We start from the raw sequence: 14,868 nt of genomic DNA, 5'->3' as shown, positions 1-14,868 counted from the left end.
CTTGATTTTGAACACGTGGGGATAGAACGGGCCCGCGATGCCCTCTGATTGACCTTGTGCCCGCAAAAGGTCACTCTGTTTCCGGTAGGTCTTGTTTCTCAAGGCCTTGAGGCGCGATGACCGGAGCAAAGCGATGACTGGTAGCGACAGGGCAGCCCCACCGTTCGACGTTTTTTCCTTGAGTGAGGACGTGAGAAACCGCTTCGGCTGGTCCAATGACGACCTGAGCAGCGTCATGGAACAACTGATGCCCGCCGCGCTGAATGGATTTCGGTACTTTGGCAGTGCTGTTCCAGGCTTCTCCGATTTTCTAAGTCAGACCGCGCCCGGTGCCACGGGATTTGAGAATCCGTTTTCAAACTACGCCAGCCTGTTTCAGGCACCCTCCGATGCGGCCCTGACGCCTTTTTTTGGTCCTGAGACCGTACAAAAGGCTCTGGCCGCTCAAGTATCCTCAATCACGGGTTTGCAGCAGGATGCCATCAAGGAAATGATGCCGGTGGCAGCCACGCTGGCCATGGGCCAGATCGCCCGTCCATTTGTTCACGGCGAAGCGCGAAACCTTCTTGATGCGTACTTGCGTGGCTTTGCTCGTGGCCGGCCGAAGCCTGCTCCGTCTCCCGTTGACTACCTCCAGGGCTACGCAGACGCCATGCAGTCCTTCTGGGGAGCTTTTTTGCAGCCGGCACACATTGTTCAGGACAGCGAAGTGGAACAGCCTGAAGACACTCAGGAAGAGGAACTGCCGCCGGAAGATGACGACGTGGAAAAGGACACGTCTGAATTCGACGAAATGGTATCTGACTGGATGTCCGCAGGTCGGGATTTTCAATCCAATCAGTTCAAGGCGTTTGACAGTTTTTTTGAAAAGGCATCCAAGGATTTCGGCGACCGTTAGCCGTATCGGAACATCCGGTATGCTTATCGTTCCGGCCATGACCGCCTGAAAGCGAAAAAAGGCCCGCCATGGGAAGGCGGGCCAGTTGCGTCAGCAAGGCTTGCCGACAGGGGCTGCTAAATCAAGTTCATAAGGCCGAAGCTATGCGGCCAGCGGGTCGCGTGCTGCTGCCGATCCATCCACGACCTTGAGGCTGGGCACTGTGTGCTGCGCGTTCGCCGCCTTCATGGTCAGGGTCCGGTCGAGTTCGGCGGAGCCGTTCAATAGAGATGTCGGGTCAGAATAGAACGGTCGGGCCAAACCCCGTCGAACATCGCTCCGGGTCAAGCCGATGTCCTTCAGTTGTTCGTCGGACCAGTCTTTCAGTTCCGCAAACTGGCGCCTGTGCTTGGATACACGCCATGCACGGGCAACCATCTGCCCGAAGAGAGCGAAAAGCGGGTGGTTAGCTGTGTGAGTCATGGCAAAATTCTCCTGTGAGCGGCCGGAGGAATTTCCAGCAGCTTGTTCCGCGCCGTCGTTGGCTGTCCGTGTGTTAGGAACAATTCGAAGATGGGTGATTTGCTGGCATTAATCCAACGAATGTTTGTGATCAAAATCATCATTTGTTGTGATGATAGAAAAATGCCTTGGAATTCCACGTGCAAATTTGAAGCGTCCCAAAAGCATTTTTCATTTGAATGAATGTCATGTAAAACATGAGCGTTGTTTATAAATGAGGCGCTTATGCTCGACCTGGATCAGCTTCGAACTTTTGTGGCCATTGCCGAAAGCGGAAGCTTCACACGGGCCGCGGAGAACGTGCACAAGACCCAGTCCGCTGTCTCGATGCAGATGCGCCGGCTTGAGGAACGTATTGGCAAGCCACTCTTTGTCCGGGTTGGCCGGCAGTCCCGCCTGACTGAGCATGGAGAACGTCTGCTTCACTATGCGCGCCGCCTGGTGCAGCTGAACGACGAGACCCTTGCTGCCTTTGACGATACTGAGCTTGCCGGACTGGTAAGGCTTGGGACACCCGACGATTATGCCGATCGCTTTCTGCCTGAAATTCTGGCGCGATTTTCAAGATCCAACCCAAAGGCAGAAGTCAGCGTCGTGTGTGCGCCGACGCCTAATCTTGCCGACATGATTGCGGAAGGCGAACTGGACGTGGCCATTATCACGCACGTTCAGAAGAAGGGGCGCAAACACGTCGAACTGGTGCGGCGGGAGCCGCTTCTCTGGGTGGCTTCAGCGCGCCATGCCGTCGAAAATGAATCTCCACTGCCGCTTGCCCTGGGGCGCGCGACCTGCGACTGGCGTAAGGCGGCGATCAATGCGCTCGGCGATCAGATGCGCGAGCACCGGCTGCTCTATTCAAGCTGGAACTCTACTGCAGTTGGCGCTGCAGTCCTGGCCGGTCTGGCGATTTCCGTCCTGCCGGAATCCGCGCTGAGATCCGGGATGCGGGTCCTCACTGAAGCTGACGGGTTTCCGCGTCTTCCGGATTGCGAGATCGGGATCATGCGGTCCTGGCACAACAGTTCCCGGGTGACAGATGCCCTGGTTGAGCACATCGTTTCGTCGCTGGACAATCTGTCTGTGCCGCAGGCCGCCGAGTAACAGCGGGCGAATTAGATTAATTCTAAAGTTTCAAGCGTTTACCATAAAATTTCTGGATTTTTGCATTCAAGTTTCCGATTGAAACGAAAGAATGTGTGATGTAACTTCGGCTAATCAATTCGTAACTCATATCGTTCGGCACATTCGCAGGATTTCGCATGAATCACGCGCTAGATATCGATCAGCTGCGAACTTTTCTGGCTATTGCTGAGCTGGGAAGTTTCACCAAGGCCGGGGAAGCTGTTCACAAGACCCAATCAGCTGTCTCCATGCAAATGCGCCGTCTGGAAGAGCGTGTCGGACAACCGATCTTCATCAAGGACGGCCGCCAATCGCGCTTGACCGAGGATGGCCAGCGCCTGGTGGAATTTGCCCGTCGCATGATCCTTCTCAACGATGAAACACTGTCCGCGTTCAATGGCCATAAGGAAGTCGGTCATGTGAAGTTGGGCGTTCCGGACGACTATGCCGACAGGTTGCTGCCCCAAGTGCTGGCGGCCTTCAATCGGCTTAACCCGTCAATCGAGGTGCAGGTTGAGTGTTCCGGCAGCTCGAAATTGACCGAAGCGATCCGGGAAGGCGCGCTCGACGTTGCCATTACCACATCAAGTGACACGATGGATCTGCGCGGCGAAATCATTCGGCGCGAACCGCTTTATTGGGTAACGTCCACACAGCATTCGGCGCACACCCAGGAAGTAATCCGTCTCGCGCTCGGCCCGGCAACCTGTGGATGGCGGCGCCTATCCATGGATGCGCTCGACCGTGCCGGACGCAGTTACCGCGTCTCTTACACAAGCTCAAGCGCCGCAGCCCTGGTCGGTGCGGTTCAGGCCGGCCTGGCGGTAACAGTGTTTCCTGAAAGTGCAATTCGGGACGGTATGCGCATCCTGGAGGAAAGGGACGGGTTTCCATCCCTGCCATATTGCGACATTGCCCTGTTGCGCTCTGACAGCGCGCGCGAAGCCATGCACGACACGCTTTGCAATCATTTGATCGCAGCAATCGGCAATGTCGGGAATGGAACCAGCCAGGTGGCTGCGGAATAAGCCTGAAAATATACACTTTCGGTGGGTGCGCGGTGATCTTTACCGTGCGCGCAGCATCATGAGATTTCCCGCGAGCACAAAGATCAGGCCCGTCGCGGCAAGAACGGTCCACTGATAGTCCTCAAAGATCGTCGAGAGCGTCAGCGCCACCACCGGGAACATGACGGTGGCATAGCCAGCGCGTGCCGAACCGATGCGTCCAAGCAATGTCAGATAGGACGCAAACGCTATCACCGAGGCGACAAGGGCAAGATAAACAAGTGTGCCGAGATAGGTGAAAGACCATTCAATGGCAAAGCTTTGGCCGCGCAGAAAAGATGCGATGCCAAGGAATATCATACCGTAGACCATGCCCCAGGCAGTTGCAGGTGTTACGCCGATCCCTTGGCGCTGTGTGTCTGCGGAAAGCATGTTGCCAAAACAAAAACTGAGCGTGCCTCCAATACACATGGACAGTCCGAATAGCGTTGCGGAGCTGTATTGCGCGCTGGCAAGCGTTGGCCAGAACATCAGTCCGATCCCTGCAAATCCGAGGATACCTGCAGCGAGCGCCAGCAGGTTTGGCCGCTGACCGAACAGCAAAAGCCCCAGAAACAGGTTAAAGATCGACGCGGTGGAGAAGATCACCGCGAGCAGGCCGGAGGGCAGATGCGAAGCCCCATAGTAGAAGAGCGTGAAATTCGTCGAAAACAGAAAGGCACCGAGTCCAGCGAACCGAAGGTGGTCTTTGAGCGGAAAGGACAGATCATGTCCTCTGTATTTCGCCCAAGCCATCATGATCGTTGCGGCCAGCACGAACCGCCAGAAAACCGACACTTCTGGCGCTACCGTTGCGACCTGGCCTTTCATTGCAATCCAGCTGAAGCCCCACGCAAGCACGGTCGTTGCATAAAGACCATAGTCGGTTGCGTTGAAGCCATGTGACTTGGAACCGGCAGCAGGGGATGCGACGCTCATATGATTTGCCAATCGAAAGAAGAATGTGAATCCAATGTGAGTGCAGGGCTGGATCAGCACAAATGATTGTTTTTGATCTATCCATCACGAGATCCGATGACTTCTCGTTTTGCTTTCTTGACCTGAGACCAGATGTTGAATGTATGGCTCTGAAATCAAGCCATGGGTGTTTTTCCGTCCAAGATCGTGCGCAAGACTTTTTCGTCGATATTGCCGCCTGACAGAATGATGCCCGCCTTCTTGCCCTTCAGATGCACAGCATCCTTTTTCAATGCCGCAAGTGCCGCAGCACCTGCGCCTTCAGCAAGATTATGCGTGTCGGCAAAGAGTAGTCTCACCGCATCCGCAATTTCATCTTCTGAAACCGAGACGATGCGATCAGCTCCTTTCCTCAGAATATCGAGCGCTGCCTGCAGCGGTTTGCGGCAGGCCATGCCGTCGGCAAAAGTCTGCGCGGTTTGGGTCGTGACGATTTTTCCTGCGTCATGCGAAAGCTTGTAGGCCGGTGCGCGCTCACTCACCACCGGAACGATTTCAGTTTTCAAGTTGAGCAGATCCCGGACGGTGATCAGTCCGCAGGCACCTGACCCCATGCCGACTGGTACGTAAACGACATCCAAATCCGCACAGCTGTGAAAAAGCTCAAGTGCATATGTCGCAACGCCCAGCACAATGTTCCGATGGAAGGAGGGAACCATCAGATAGTTTCGCTCCTGGGCTGTTGTTTCGGCGACTTGCCGGCTGATATCGAAATCGCGACCTTCGATCAGAAGCTCTGCGCCGAGAGCTCGCATGGCCTTGTTTTTTCCCTCAGCGTTGCCCTCGGGAACGACAAGCGTCGCGGGCAGGTCGAGTAATCGTGCAGCCAGCGCCATTGACTGGCCATGATTGCCGCGGGTTGCCGAAATGATGCCTTTGGGACGACCATGGGTCACAATGTGCTTTTGAATATAGACGATCGAACTGCGCGCCTTAAATGCACCTATCGCTGTGTGGTTCTCATGTTTGACGACGACTTCGAACCCGAAACGCTTCCTGAGCAATGGCCAGGAATAGGCGGGTGTCTCAGGCACGATCTGGCGAACGAGAGGCAAGACCGCCTGCAGATCTTCAAGTTTAAAGAGCCTTGTCATATTTTGTCTTTCTATGAGGCGCAGTTGGGATCCGGCTTGGCAGCGCAACTGGTTCTGCCAAGCGACAGGTTCACGAGAATGCAGATGTGATTGTCGAAGTCTTTCAGGATCCTGAACCACAACGTGCTTGAGCTGCCGTCGCAGTTGGATCAGATTGCCTCTGATGATTGTCCGTGAACCAAGATCGATATTTGCAGCCGGTCACCAGGTTAAATTGCTTGCACCGGGGGCTTATGACACAAGCTATGTCGCTGCCGGCGACAGCATCGGTTTTGCATTTGATGCACAGTCGGGCAGTCACGCAATCGGAACAGACAGGTCCGCGGCGTTTTACAGGGATCCGAACACTTTTGCCGGAGTGCCAAATGGCTGTGATGTCCGGTCGAGTTCGCGCTCTGGAGGTGAGTATCTTCTGGTGAGCGGCCCTCAGATTGCGGTCAGCGCAAAAAAATATCGGTCCAATATCCGCGCTGATCGAACACGTGCACTGGCGGATCAACTCAGGTACTGGGTGATTTCCGGTCAGATGCCGGACGTGTTGGCGGCTGAAAACACATTTCGGCAGATAAGTGCCGTAGTCGCAAAACCCAAACGGGATCCGAAAGCCGCAAGATGGATGACACCGAGACGCTTCCGGCAACTGACCGAGACAGTTGAAGCCAAGCTGGAGGGACCGCTTACGGTGGCAGCGTTGGCAGAGGAGATCGGCGTTTCGGCAAGTTTTTTGAGTCGTGCCTTCAAAGCCTATTGCGGTCAGTCGCCCTATGATTTCATTTTGAGCCGGCGCCTGCAGCGCGCGCGTCAACTTCTTGAGGCAACGCAGCATTCGATTGCGACAATTGCGCTGGCGTCAGGGTTCTCCTCCCAGAGCCACATGACATCGGTCATGAGAGCAAGACTGGGAGTGAACCCTACGATGATCCGGCGACCCTGAGACGGGTGTCGCAAGGACGCCGATTCAAGGCTACATGACGAGGTTGTGGCGTCCCACTTTGCTGATGTCTGTTTCGCCACATAGTCCCATGGTGACGTCCAATTCCTTGTGCATGATTTCAAGAACCCGGGTCACACCCTGCTTGCCCATCGCTCCAAGGCCGTAAATGAATGCCCTGCCGATGTACGTGCTGTGAGCGCCCATCGCTATTGCCTTGAAGATGTCCTGCCCGGACCGGATGCCGCTGTCGAAATGAACTTCGATTTTGTCTCCAACTGCATCAACAATGTCGCCGAGCACTTCATAAGACGCCAGCGCTCCGTCGAGTTGACGGCCGCCATGGTTGGAGACGACGATTGCATCGGCACCGAGTTCAGCTGCGATTTTGGCATCATCGACGTCGTTGATGCCTTTCAGGATCAATTTGCGGTCCCAGTGCTTCTTGACCCATTCGACCGAAGACCAGTCGAGTGTCGGATCGAACTGGCTTGCGGTCCATTCCGAAAGTGATGACATGTCCTTCACGCCCGTGACGTGACCATGAATATTGCCGAAGCCATGTCGCTTGGTCTGCAGCATGTTCCAGCACCAACGTGGTTTCAGGCAAAGGTCCAGAAGCACATGCGGTTTCGGTTTCGGTGGCGTACTGAGACCATTCTTGATGTCCTGATGGCGTTGACCGAGAACCTGCAGGTCGAGTGTCAGAACAAGAGCGGAGCAGTCGGCAGCGAGTGCCCTTTGCATCAGACTTTCCGAAAAGCCCCGGTCCCGCATCACATAGAGCTGAAACCAGAATGGATTTTTCGTATTTTCGGCAACATCTTCGATCGAGCAGACGCTCATGGTCGATAGGGTGAAGGGCACACCAAATTCTTCGGCAGCCTGTGCTGCCAGGATTTCGCCGTCAGCATGTTGCATTCCGGTGATGCCCACGGGCGCCAGTGCCACAGGCATGGTCACATCCTGACCGATCATCGTCGTCTTGACCGAGCGATTGTCGATATTGCGGGCAACACGCTGACGCAGCTTCTGTTTTTGCAAAGCCGTTTCGTTTTGCCGGTAGGTGCTTTGTGTCCACGAGCCGGTGTCGGCATAGTCGTAAAACATCTTCGGAACCCGGCGTCTTGCCAGAGCCTGCATGTCTGCAACATCGGTCACAACGGTCATAGAAAATCCTCCGGGAAAGTCACGCGCGCGCGGGGCGCTTAAGGGGGGCGGTTCGTCGGAGGCCGGCCAGGAGTTCCCGTTCGTCGAGCCCCTGCGCGTCAGCCAGCGTTCCGCGTACATAGTCGATGTGTTCTTCGGCAGCGCGACGAGCGCCGGTTGGGTCGTTTTCGCGAATGGCCTTTGCGATTGCACAATGCTGGTTGAGCAATTCAACACGGGCATTCGGTAAATGGTAAAGGCGGCCACGATTGTAAAAGACACCGTTTTCAAGCAACCGGTAGCAAGATCGCAAGGTGTGCAGCATCACCACGTTATGGGCTGCTTCTCCAACCGCGTGATGAAAAGCCACGTCCAGCAGGGCTTCAGATTTCAGATCCTCCGCCTCATGCGCGGTCTCCATCTTTGCGACAATGTCGTCCAGACGTGCAATGTCCGAAGGCGCTGCACGCATTGCGGCCTGAGCGGACGCCTGACCTTCGATGCTTCTGCGGAACTCAAAATAATCGCTGATTGCTGAAGGGTGACGGGCGATCAGCTGAACGATGGCGTCGGAAAAGATAGGTCCGATGAGATCACAGACGAAGGTTCCGCCCCCGCGTCGGGCTTCGATCAGCTGCCGTTCCTCCAGCTTCTTGAGGGCGTCGCGAAGAATTGGCCGCGAGACGCCAAGCTGTTCCGCAAGGTCGCGTTCCGCTGGTAAGCGATCACCGGAGGACAGCACGCCTTTGAGGATCAGGTCCTCAATTTGGGCAACGACAGCATCGGCTGTTTTCTGATGGTCGACAGGCTGAAACATTCAGGTTTTATCCTTTGAACGGGGGTCAACATAACGGCGGATTTCAAATTGGTCAACTTTTTTGTCCAATTTCATGTTGCTGAATTGACGCGGCAGACTGCCAATAACTGCATGCGGCAAAAAACGCGGTTGGATTACCCGTTTCCCTAAGGGCAAGGTAGAGGCACGGGTTTTCTGTCAAAGTGAGGGGGGTACTTTGAAACAGGTTTCGGACAACGGTTCGTCGCTTCCCAACTTCCGGACGTCGCCATTGCGTGAACGTGTGTTGGGAGAAGTTCATGCACGGCCATTCAGACCGATCAGCAAGCAACGGACTATTTTGCACTATGCCTTCTTGACCAATGCGGACGAAGCGGCAGCAGATCATGAATGGCTAAAGGAGTTTTGCATCTCGCGCGGCGGCCACGGCCCTGCGCCCGGAGCGCGCCATTATACGCTCGACTTCGGGGGTGGAACGCTCAGCTGGGAACAGCATGCGGAATTCACCACCTACACCTGGGACGGAATGGCCAATCCCGGAGCAATGTTTGCAAGCGTGCCGGCGTCGCATCCCTTCGGCGTTGCTTTCAAAGCGCCAGGCGACCTTCTTGTCGCAGTTCGGCTGGAAGTCAGAGGAACGCCGGAAACTACGAGTTGGCGTGAAAATTTTGATGAGGGAAGTCTGACCGTATCTCGGCTTGAGGACGGTGCTGCAACCGTCGCCACTGATTTTCGACAGGACGGAGATGGTCTGACCCGGTTTGCGTTGTTTGTCGATTCACTGAGCGACGTGCAGTCGGGCGCGGTTGTTCAGCGTCTTCTTGAAGTCGAAACCTACCGCACTCTGGCAATGCTCGGCTTCTTTGAAGCGACTGGTCTGCAGCCGGAAATCAGACGGTTTGAAATTGAGTTGGCTGAACTCACCGAGGAGATGAAAGACGCGTCCGCACTTGGGACCAACCAGGACCTTTTGGACAAGTTTACGGCCCTGGCGGCAGCGCTCGAGGCCGGGGCAACGGCGAGCACGTTCCGGTTCGGCGCGAGCCGGGCGTATGCTGAAATCGTCAAGGCCAGGTTCATGACGCTCCGGGAGGAAGCTGCTCCGGGAGATCTGTCTATGGCAGCGTTTCTCGCGCGCCGCCTTGCGCCGGCCATGAGGACCTGCCAGGCAATTGAAGACCGTCAGGCGATGCTCTCGCGCAAACTGGCCAGAGCGACGACACTTCTGCGCACACGGGTCGATGTCGATCTGGAACAGCAGAACCGCAGCTTGCTGCAATCGATGAACCGTCGCGCGCGCCTCCAACTTCGGCTGCAGCAAACCGTCGAAGGGCTCTCAGTTGCAGCCGTCAGCTACTATGTCGTCGGCCTGATTTCCTATCTTGCAAAGGCAGCCAAGGAATCCGGGCTACCTGTTCCAAATGCGAGCATCATGACGGGTCTCGCTGTTCCGGTGGTGATCATCGTCATCTGGTGGACTGTAAAACGGATACGCATGCATCACGGTGAGCATTAGCAACGAATAAGGCCGGGCTCATGGCCCGGCCTTGTCGTTCTTTGCGAGAAGCCGAGACCTTACTCGGTCGTACCGTCTTCTTTGTACTGCGCCATATAGGCAATGACGTCCACAAGATCTGCCTCTTTGCGCAGACCGGCAAAGGCCATCTTGCCCTTTGGAATGACTTCTTTCGGTTTTGTCAGATAGGCTGTGAGTGTTTCTTCATCCCACACCTTGCCATCGGCCATTTCGACCAGTGCCTTGGAGTATTTGTAGCCTTCAATGGCACCCCAAGGGCGTCCTACGACACCGTTCAGCTGTGGGCCGACCTTGTTTTTCGCGTTCTCGCCTACGGCGTGACAGGCGGCACATTTCTTAAATACTCTAGCGCCTTTTTCGGCATCGCCCTCGGCGCTTGCCTGAAAAGTAAGGGCCAGAAACGCTGTTCCGGCGATCATCAGCAATCGCTGCATGGTTTACTCCCTCAAGTTGGGTAAATTGAAACCCGTCACCACACAACAGGAACTCCGGCCGCGATGCAAGCGACCGAAGGTCCCATTTACGTGAGCATTTTGTCGCTCAGGGAGAATACCTATAGACCAATTTGAGCATTTCTTTGCCGGTAATTTGACCGCTTTTGTTCGGCTGTCATCAACCGGCTTTTGCTCTGCTGGGCAATCGCAACCAGTCCTCCAAACCGGTGTCCCAGTAAGGCTCCGAACCATAAAGCCCTGCGAGGAAATCGATGAAAACCCTCACCTTGGCTGGGAGGAACTGCCGGCTCGGGTAGACTGCATAAAGGCCAACGTCACGGGACGCGCGATAGTGTGGTAGCAGGATCTGCAGTTTACCTTCACGCAACTCAGGTCCGACATCCCATGTGGATCTCAGTGCAATGCCGACCCCTGCCAGAAGGCACTCGCGGATCACTTCATTGGAATTCGTTTTGACCGGCGCGCGCGTGCGGACCGTTTCAATCCCATCCGGTCCCGCCAAGCGCCAGGGGTCCTGGTTGGTGGCCGCCAGCGTTACGTGTTCGCTCAAGTCTTCGATTGTCTCAGGCATTCCATATCTGGCGATATAGGACGGACTGGCGCATAGAACCCGGTGCACCGGAGAGAGCTTGCGTGCGACGAGACTTGAATCAGACAGTTCCGCAATTCGGATTGCCAAGTCATATCCATCGCCGACAATGTCTACAAAGTCGTCCGATAGGTCGAGATTGACCGTCAGATCCGGGTTCGCGGTCAGAAAATTGCCGAGGTGCGGGGCAATGTGAAGGCGTCCGAATGATGTTGGCACGGCAACCTTCAGGCTTCCCCTCGCTCTGGCCGAACCGCGGGAAACGAAGCTTTCGGCTTCTTCAACCGAAGCAATGATGGCAACGACCCGTTCGTAAAAACCTTGTCCCGCCTCGGTCATCGCGATTTGTCGCGTTGTCCGCTGGAGGAGCCGCGTGCCGAGTTTCTCCTCGAGGCGTCGAATGCGCTTCGAAACCACGGCCGGAGACAAGTTCATTTCTCGTCCGGCTGCCGACATGCTGCCAGCACTCACCACTCGGGCGAAAATTTCCATGTCCGTCAGATTGCTCATTTTCAATCCCACCGAAAAATATTTATTATTTTCCGAACATTTCCCTCCGCCGCGATACTTGTCAGACTAGGGACGTGTTGCTTTGCCAGCTCTGGATACGCAGTAAGTATCTTTCCGGATCAGCGCAGGGCTAAAAATCGAGGAGATTAGCCCGTGACAGCGATCGCAATGCCTGCACCGGATCCGGAAGTGCTTGCCAGGCGCCAGGAGATATTGAAGGCCCTCCAGGCCATAGTGCCAGGAGAAGGCGTGATCCACGACGAGCGCGAAATGCGGGCATATGAGACCGATGCCCTCACGGCATATCGCCAACTGCCGTTGATCGTGGTCTTGCCAGAAACCGTGGAACAGGTCTCGAAAGTTCTGAAGTATTGCCATCAGAATGATGTGAAGGTGGTGCCGCGCGGTGCGGGCACATCCTTGTCCGGCGGCGCATTGCCACTGGAAGACGGCGTGCTTTTGTCGATGATGAAGTTCAATCGTGTGCTTGACATCGATTATGACAATCGTGCTGTGGTCGTTCAGCCGGGCGTCACCAATCTCGGCATCACGCGCGCGGTTGAACATGAAGGTTTCTACTACGCGCCCGATCCTTCCTCGCAAATTGCCTGTTCCATCGGCGGTAACATCGCTGAAAACTCAGGCGGCGTGCATTGCCTGAAATACGGCCTGACCACAAACAACGTGCTTGGTCTTGAAATGGTGTTGATCACAGGCGAAGTGATCCGGCTCGGTGGTAAGCATCTGGACAGCGAAGGCTATGACCTGCTGGCTTTAATGACAGGATCGGAAGGACTGCTGGGTGTCGTCACAGAGGTGACGGTCAGGATTCTGCAGAAACCGGAAACTGCGCGCGCCTTGCTGATCGGGTTTCCGAGCAGCGAGGATGGCGGTCGCTGCGTTGCAGATATCATTGCAGCAGGCATTATCCCGGGCGGTATGGAGATGATGGACAAGCCTGCCATTCATGCAGCAGAGGACTTTGTCAATGCCGGTTATCCTCGAGACGTCGAAGCGCTTCTGATCGTTGAACTTGATGGTCCGGAAAAGGAAGTGGACTTCCTGATCGGCCGCGTGGAAGAAATTGCCAAAGCCAACGGGGCCAGCCACATCCGCATTTCTCAAAGCGAAGAAGAACGGATGACTTTTTGGGCCGGCCGGAAGGCCGCATTCCCTGCTGTTGGCCGGATCTCACCAGACTATCTTTGCATGGACGGAACGATCCCGCGCCGCGAGTTGCCCAAGGTTCTCTCTCGGATGCGGGAGTTGTCGGACAAACACGGGCTTGGCGTGGCAAATGTTTTTCACGCCGGTGACGGCAATCTGCACCCGCTTATTCTTTACGATGCGAACAAACCCGGAGAACTGGATGCCGCTGAAGCATTTGGTGCCGATATCTTGCGGCTCTGTGTCGAAGTCGGCGGTGTTCTCACAGGCGAACACGGCGTTGGCATTGAGAAACGGGATCTGATGACGGACATGTTCTCCGAAGAGGATCTGAAACAGCAGCAACGGGTCAAATGCGCATTCGACGAGAAGCATTTGCTCAATCCGGGCAAGGTGTTTCCGGTGCTGCACCGCTGCGCTGAACTTGGCAAGATGCATGTTCATAAGGGGCAATTGCCCTTTCCGGACATTCCGCGGTTTTGAGGGATCACATGGACGCAACATTCAAGCCGCAAACGGCGAAAGACGTGGAAGTCGCCGTGAAGTGGGCGGCTGCCGAAGACCAACCCCTGGAGATCGTGGGACAGGCTTCCAAGCGGAACCTTGGACGACCGGTTCAAACCGCCCACGTGCTCGACTTGTCGGAACTCTCCGGGGTCGACAGTTACGAACCGGCGGAATTGGTTTTGACCGTCAAGGCAGGAACACCGATTGCCGAAATCGAAGAGCTGGTAGATCAGAATGGGCAGGAATTGTCCTTCGAACCAATGGACTATGGGCCGCTTCTGAATGTCGATGCTGGGCAGGGAACCGTGGGTGGCGTCCTCGCAGCGAACCTGTCGGGACCGCGCAGGCTGAAGGCAGGAGCAGCACGGGATCATATCCTTGGCATGGAAGCTGTTTCGGGTCGTGGCGAAATTTTCAATTCCGGCGGCAAGGTGGTCAAGAATGTCACCGGTTACGATCTGCCGCGCGCACTCTGCGGTGCATTCGGTACTTTGGCTGTGGCAACGACGGTGACATTGAAGGTTAACCCGAAACCGGAAACTTCGGCGACGTTCGTGCTGTCCGGGTTGGATGCCGGACGCGGTATCAGTGCGCTCTGTAAAGCAATGGGCTCGTCTGCAGAAGTCTCCGGCGCTGCCCATCTTCCGGCCGGAATCGATGGCGACATAAGCAGGACACTATTGCGTCTGGAAGGATTTGAAACGTCCGTTGACTATCGGTTCAAGACACTGGAAGGCCTTTTGAAAAGCTATGGGCCTGTCTCCCGGATTGAAGAGCGAGACAGCAGGAAACTCTGGCAGACGGTCAGAGACGTTCGCCCGTTCGCTGGGGTAGACAATCCTGTCTGGCGGATTTCCGTTGCTCCAACGGTTGGCCCAAAATTGGTCGAAACCCTTGAAGAAGAACTGAAAGTCAGCGCGTTTTTCGATTGGAGCGGCGGGCTCATCTGGTTGATGTGCCTGGACGGACTTGTCAATGATCAGCAAATCCGGGCTGCTGTTGACGCGGTTGGCGGTGGGCATGCCACGCTTGTGCGGGCAGTCCCATCCATCAGGTCAAGCGTCGCCGTTTTCCAGCCGCAACCAGCACCTCTGGCAGCGCTTTCCAAACGGTTGAAGGAACAATTCGATCCAAAAGGTGTGCTAAACCCTGGACGTCTGGTCATGGGCGTGTAGTTTGTTTTACATTTCCAATCGTATTTTTAATTGCGGAGCGTGAAATGGAAGAACAATCCGATGTTGCCGGCTACATGGAGCCGGGCGGCAAGAACGCCACACTTGTCTATATCCTTTACCTGGTAAATATCATTGTGCCATTCACCGCGATTGTCGGCGTAATTTTCGCCTACTTGAATCGCGGCAAAAGCACGGGCTGGGTCGAAAGCCACTACACGTATCAGATACGCACTTTCTGGATCGGGCTGCTGTTCGGCATCGTCAGCGCGTTGCTGACCATCGTGCTGATCGGTTTTCTGATGATTATCGCAGTGCTAATTTGGATGATCGTGCGTTGCATCAAGGGGCTTCAGCTGGCGGGTCGTAACGAGCCCGTGCCCAACCCTGAAACCTGGATGTTCTGATCCGGCTAT

At 55.5% G+C, this 14,868-nt stretch carries 15 protein-coding genes; 8 read left to right on the top strand and 7 right to left on the bottom strand.

Annotation, left to right across the window (positions count from 1 at the left end; all coding sequences use genetic code 11):
* The first annotated feature begins 133 nt into the window (after positions 1 to 133).
* Positions 134 to 898, top strand: coding sequence for a DUF937 domain-containing protein (locus tag K1718_RS23240; protein ID WP_265680679.1), 765 nt, complete (start codon positions 134 to 136; stop codon positions 896 to 898).
* 141 nt (positions 899 to 1,039) lie between these two features.
* Here K1718_RS23240 and K1718_RS23235 read toward each other — a convergent pair whose 3' ends face one another.
* The gene (locus K1718_RS23235; protein WP_152503197.1) at positions 1,040 to 1,360 is read right to left on the bottom strand and encodes a DUF1127 domain-containing protein; all 321 of its coding nucleotides are present in this window, start codon (positions 1,358 to 1,360) and stop codon (positions 1,040 to 1,042) included.
* A gap of 264 nt (positions 1,361 to 1,624) precedes the next feature.
* Here K1718_RS23235 and K1718_RS23230 point away from each other — a divergent pair, with 264 nt between their 5' ends.
* Both K1718_RS23230 and K1718_RS23225 read left to right on the top strand, forming a co-directional pair.
* Positions 1,625 to 2,500, top strand: a complete 876-nt coding sequence (locus tag K1718_RS23230; protein ID WP_265680680.1) for a LysR substrate-binding domain-containing protein — start codon at positions 1,625 to 1,627, stop codon at positions 2,498 to 2,500.
* A 158-nt stretch (positions 2,501 to 2,658) separates the two neighbouring features.
* The gene (locus K1718_RS23225) at positions 2,659 to 3,549 is read left to right on the top strand and encodes a LysR substrate-binding domain-containing protein (RefSeq protein ID WP_152503195.1); all 891 of its coding nucleotides are present in this window, start codon (positions 2,659 to 2,661) and stop codon (positions 3,547 to 3,549) included.
* Between the two features lie 39 nt (positions 3,550 to 3,588).
* Here the strand turns inward: K1718_RS23225 and K1718_RS23220 are convergent, their stop codons facing one another.
* Together K1718_RS23220 and K1718_RS23215 are read right to left on the bottom strand one after the other, a co-directional pair.
* On the bottom strand, positions 3,589 to 4,506 hold the full coding sequence (locus tag K1718_RS23220; protein ID WP_265680681.1) for a DMT family transporter: 918 nt from the start codon (positions 4,504 to 4,506) through the stop codon (positions 3,589 to 3,591).
* Positions 4,507 to 4,661: 155 nt separating this feature from the next.
* Complete coding sequence (locus K1718_RS23215; protein WP_265680682.1) at positions 4,662 to 5,639, bottom strand: threonine dehydratase; 978 nt, start codon at positions 5,637 to 5,639, stop codon at positions 4,662 to 4,664.
* A 163-nt stretch (positions 5,640 to 5,802) separates the two neighbouring features.
* Here K1718_RS23215 and K1718_RS23210 point away from each other — a divergent pair, with 163 nt between their 5' ends.
* Positions 5,803 to 6,573, top strand: a complete 771-nt coding sequence (locus tag K1718_RS23210) for a helix-turn-helix domain-containing protein (RefSeq protein WP_265680683.1) — start codon at positions 5,803 to 5,805, stop codon at positions 6,571 to 6,573.
* A 30-nt stretch (positions 6,574 to 6,603) separates the two neighbouring features.
* Here K1718_RS23210 and K1718_RS23205 read toward each other — a convergent pair whose 3' ends face one another.
* Both K1718_RS23205 and K1718_RS23200 read right to left on the bottom strand, forming a co-directional pair.
* Positions 6,604 to 7,740 carry an alpha-hydroxy acid oxidase gene (locus tag K1718_RS23205; protein WP_265680684.1) on the bottom strand — a complete coding sequence of 379 codons (1,137 nt, stop codon included), beginning with the start codon at positions 7,738 to 7,740 and terminating at the stop codon, positions 6,604 to 6,606.
* 19 nt (positions 7,741 to 7,759) lie between these two features.
* Positions 7,760 to 8,536, bottom strand: coding sequence for a FadR/GntR family transcriptional regulator (locus K1718_RS23200; protein ID WP_265680685.1), 777 nt, complete (start codon positions 8,534 to 8,536; stop codon positions 7,760 to 7,762).
* A gap of 196 nt (positions 8,537 to 8,732) precedes the next feature.
* On the opposite strand from K1718_RS23200, the gene K1718_RS23195 reads away from it, so the two are divergent.
* Entirely contained in the window at positions 8,733 to 10,031 is a 1,299-nt protein-coding gene (locus K1718_RS23195; protein ID WP_265680687.1) for a DUF3422 family protein, read from the top strand.
* Positions 10,032 to 10,090: 59 nt separating this feature from the next.
* Here K1718_RS23195 and K1718_RS23190 read toward each other — a convergent pair whose 3' ends face one another.
* Both K1718_RS23190 and K1718_RS23185 read right to left on the bottom strand, forming a co-directional pair.
* On the bottom strand, positions 10,091 to 10,486 hold the full coding sequence (locus K1718_RS23190) for a c-type cytochrome (protein ID WP_152503188.1): 396 nt from the start codon (positions 10,484 to 10,486) through the stop codon (positions 10,091 to 10,093).
* A gap of 178 nt (positions 10,487 to 10,664) precedes the next feature.
* A complete protein-coding gene (locus K1718_RS23185; protein WP_152503187.1) occupies positions 10,665 to 11,606 on the bottom strand; it encodes a LysR family transcriptional regulator in 942 nt (313 codons plus the stop codon).
* A 168-nt stretch (positions 11,607 to 11,774) separates the two neighbouring features.
* On the opposite strand from K1718_RS23185, the gene K1718_RS23180 reads away from it, so the two are divergent.
* The 3 genes from K1718_RS23180 to K1718_RS23170 are packed head-to-tail and all read left to right on the top strand — an operon-like array spanning position 11,775 to position 14,859.
* Positions 11,775 to 13,256, top strand: coding sequence for an FAD-linked oxidase C-terminal domain-containing protein (locus K1718_RS23180; protein ID WP_418068141.1), 1,482 nt, complete (start codon positions 11,775 to 11,777; stop codon positions 13,254 to 13,256).
* 8 nt (positions 13,257 to 13,264) lie between these two features.
* Positions 13,265 to 14,455: a glycolate oxidase subunit GlcE gene (gene glcE / locus K1718_RS23175; RefSeq protein WP_265680689.1), complete on the top strand. Its 1,191-nt coding sequence runs from the start codon at positions 13,265 to 13,267 to the stop codon at positions 14,453 to 14,455.
* A gap of 44 nt (positions 14,456 to 14,499) precedes the next feature.
* Complete coding sequence (locus tag K1718_RS23170) at positions 14,500 to 14,859, top strand: DUF4870 family protein (RefSeq protein ID WP_152503184.1); 360 nt, start codon at positions 14,500 to 14,502, stop codon at positions 14,857 to 14,859.
* Positions 14,860 to 14,868: the final 9 nt, after the last annotated feature.

This window comes from Roseibium porphyridii, assembly GCF_026191725.2.
GTDB classification, from domain to species: domain Bacteria; phylum Pseudomonadota; class Alphaproteobacteria; order Rhizobiales; family Stappiaceae; genus Roseibium; species Roseibium porphyridii.
The sequence above is the reverse complement of the archived record's forward strand: the minus strand, read 5'-3'. Positions and strand labels throughout refer to the sequence as shown.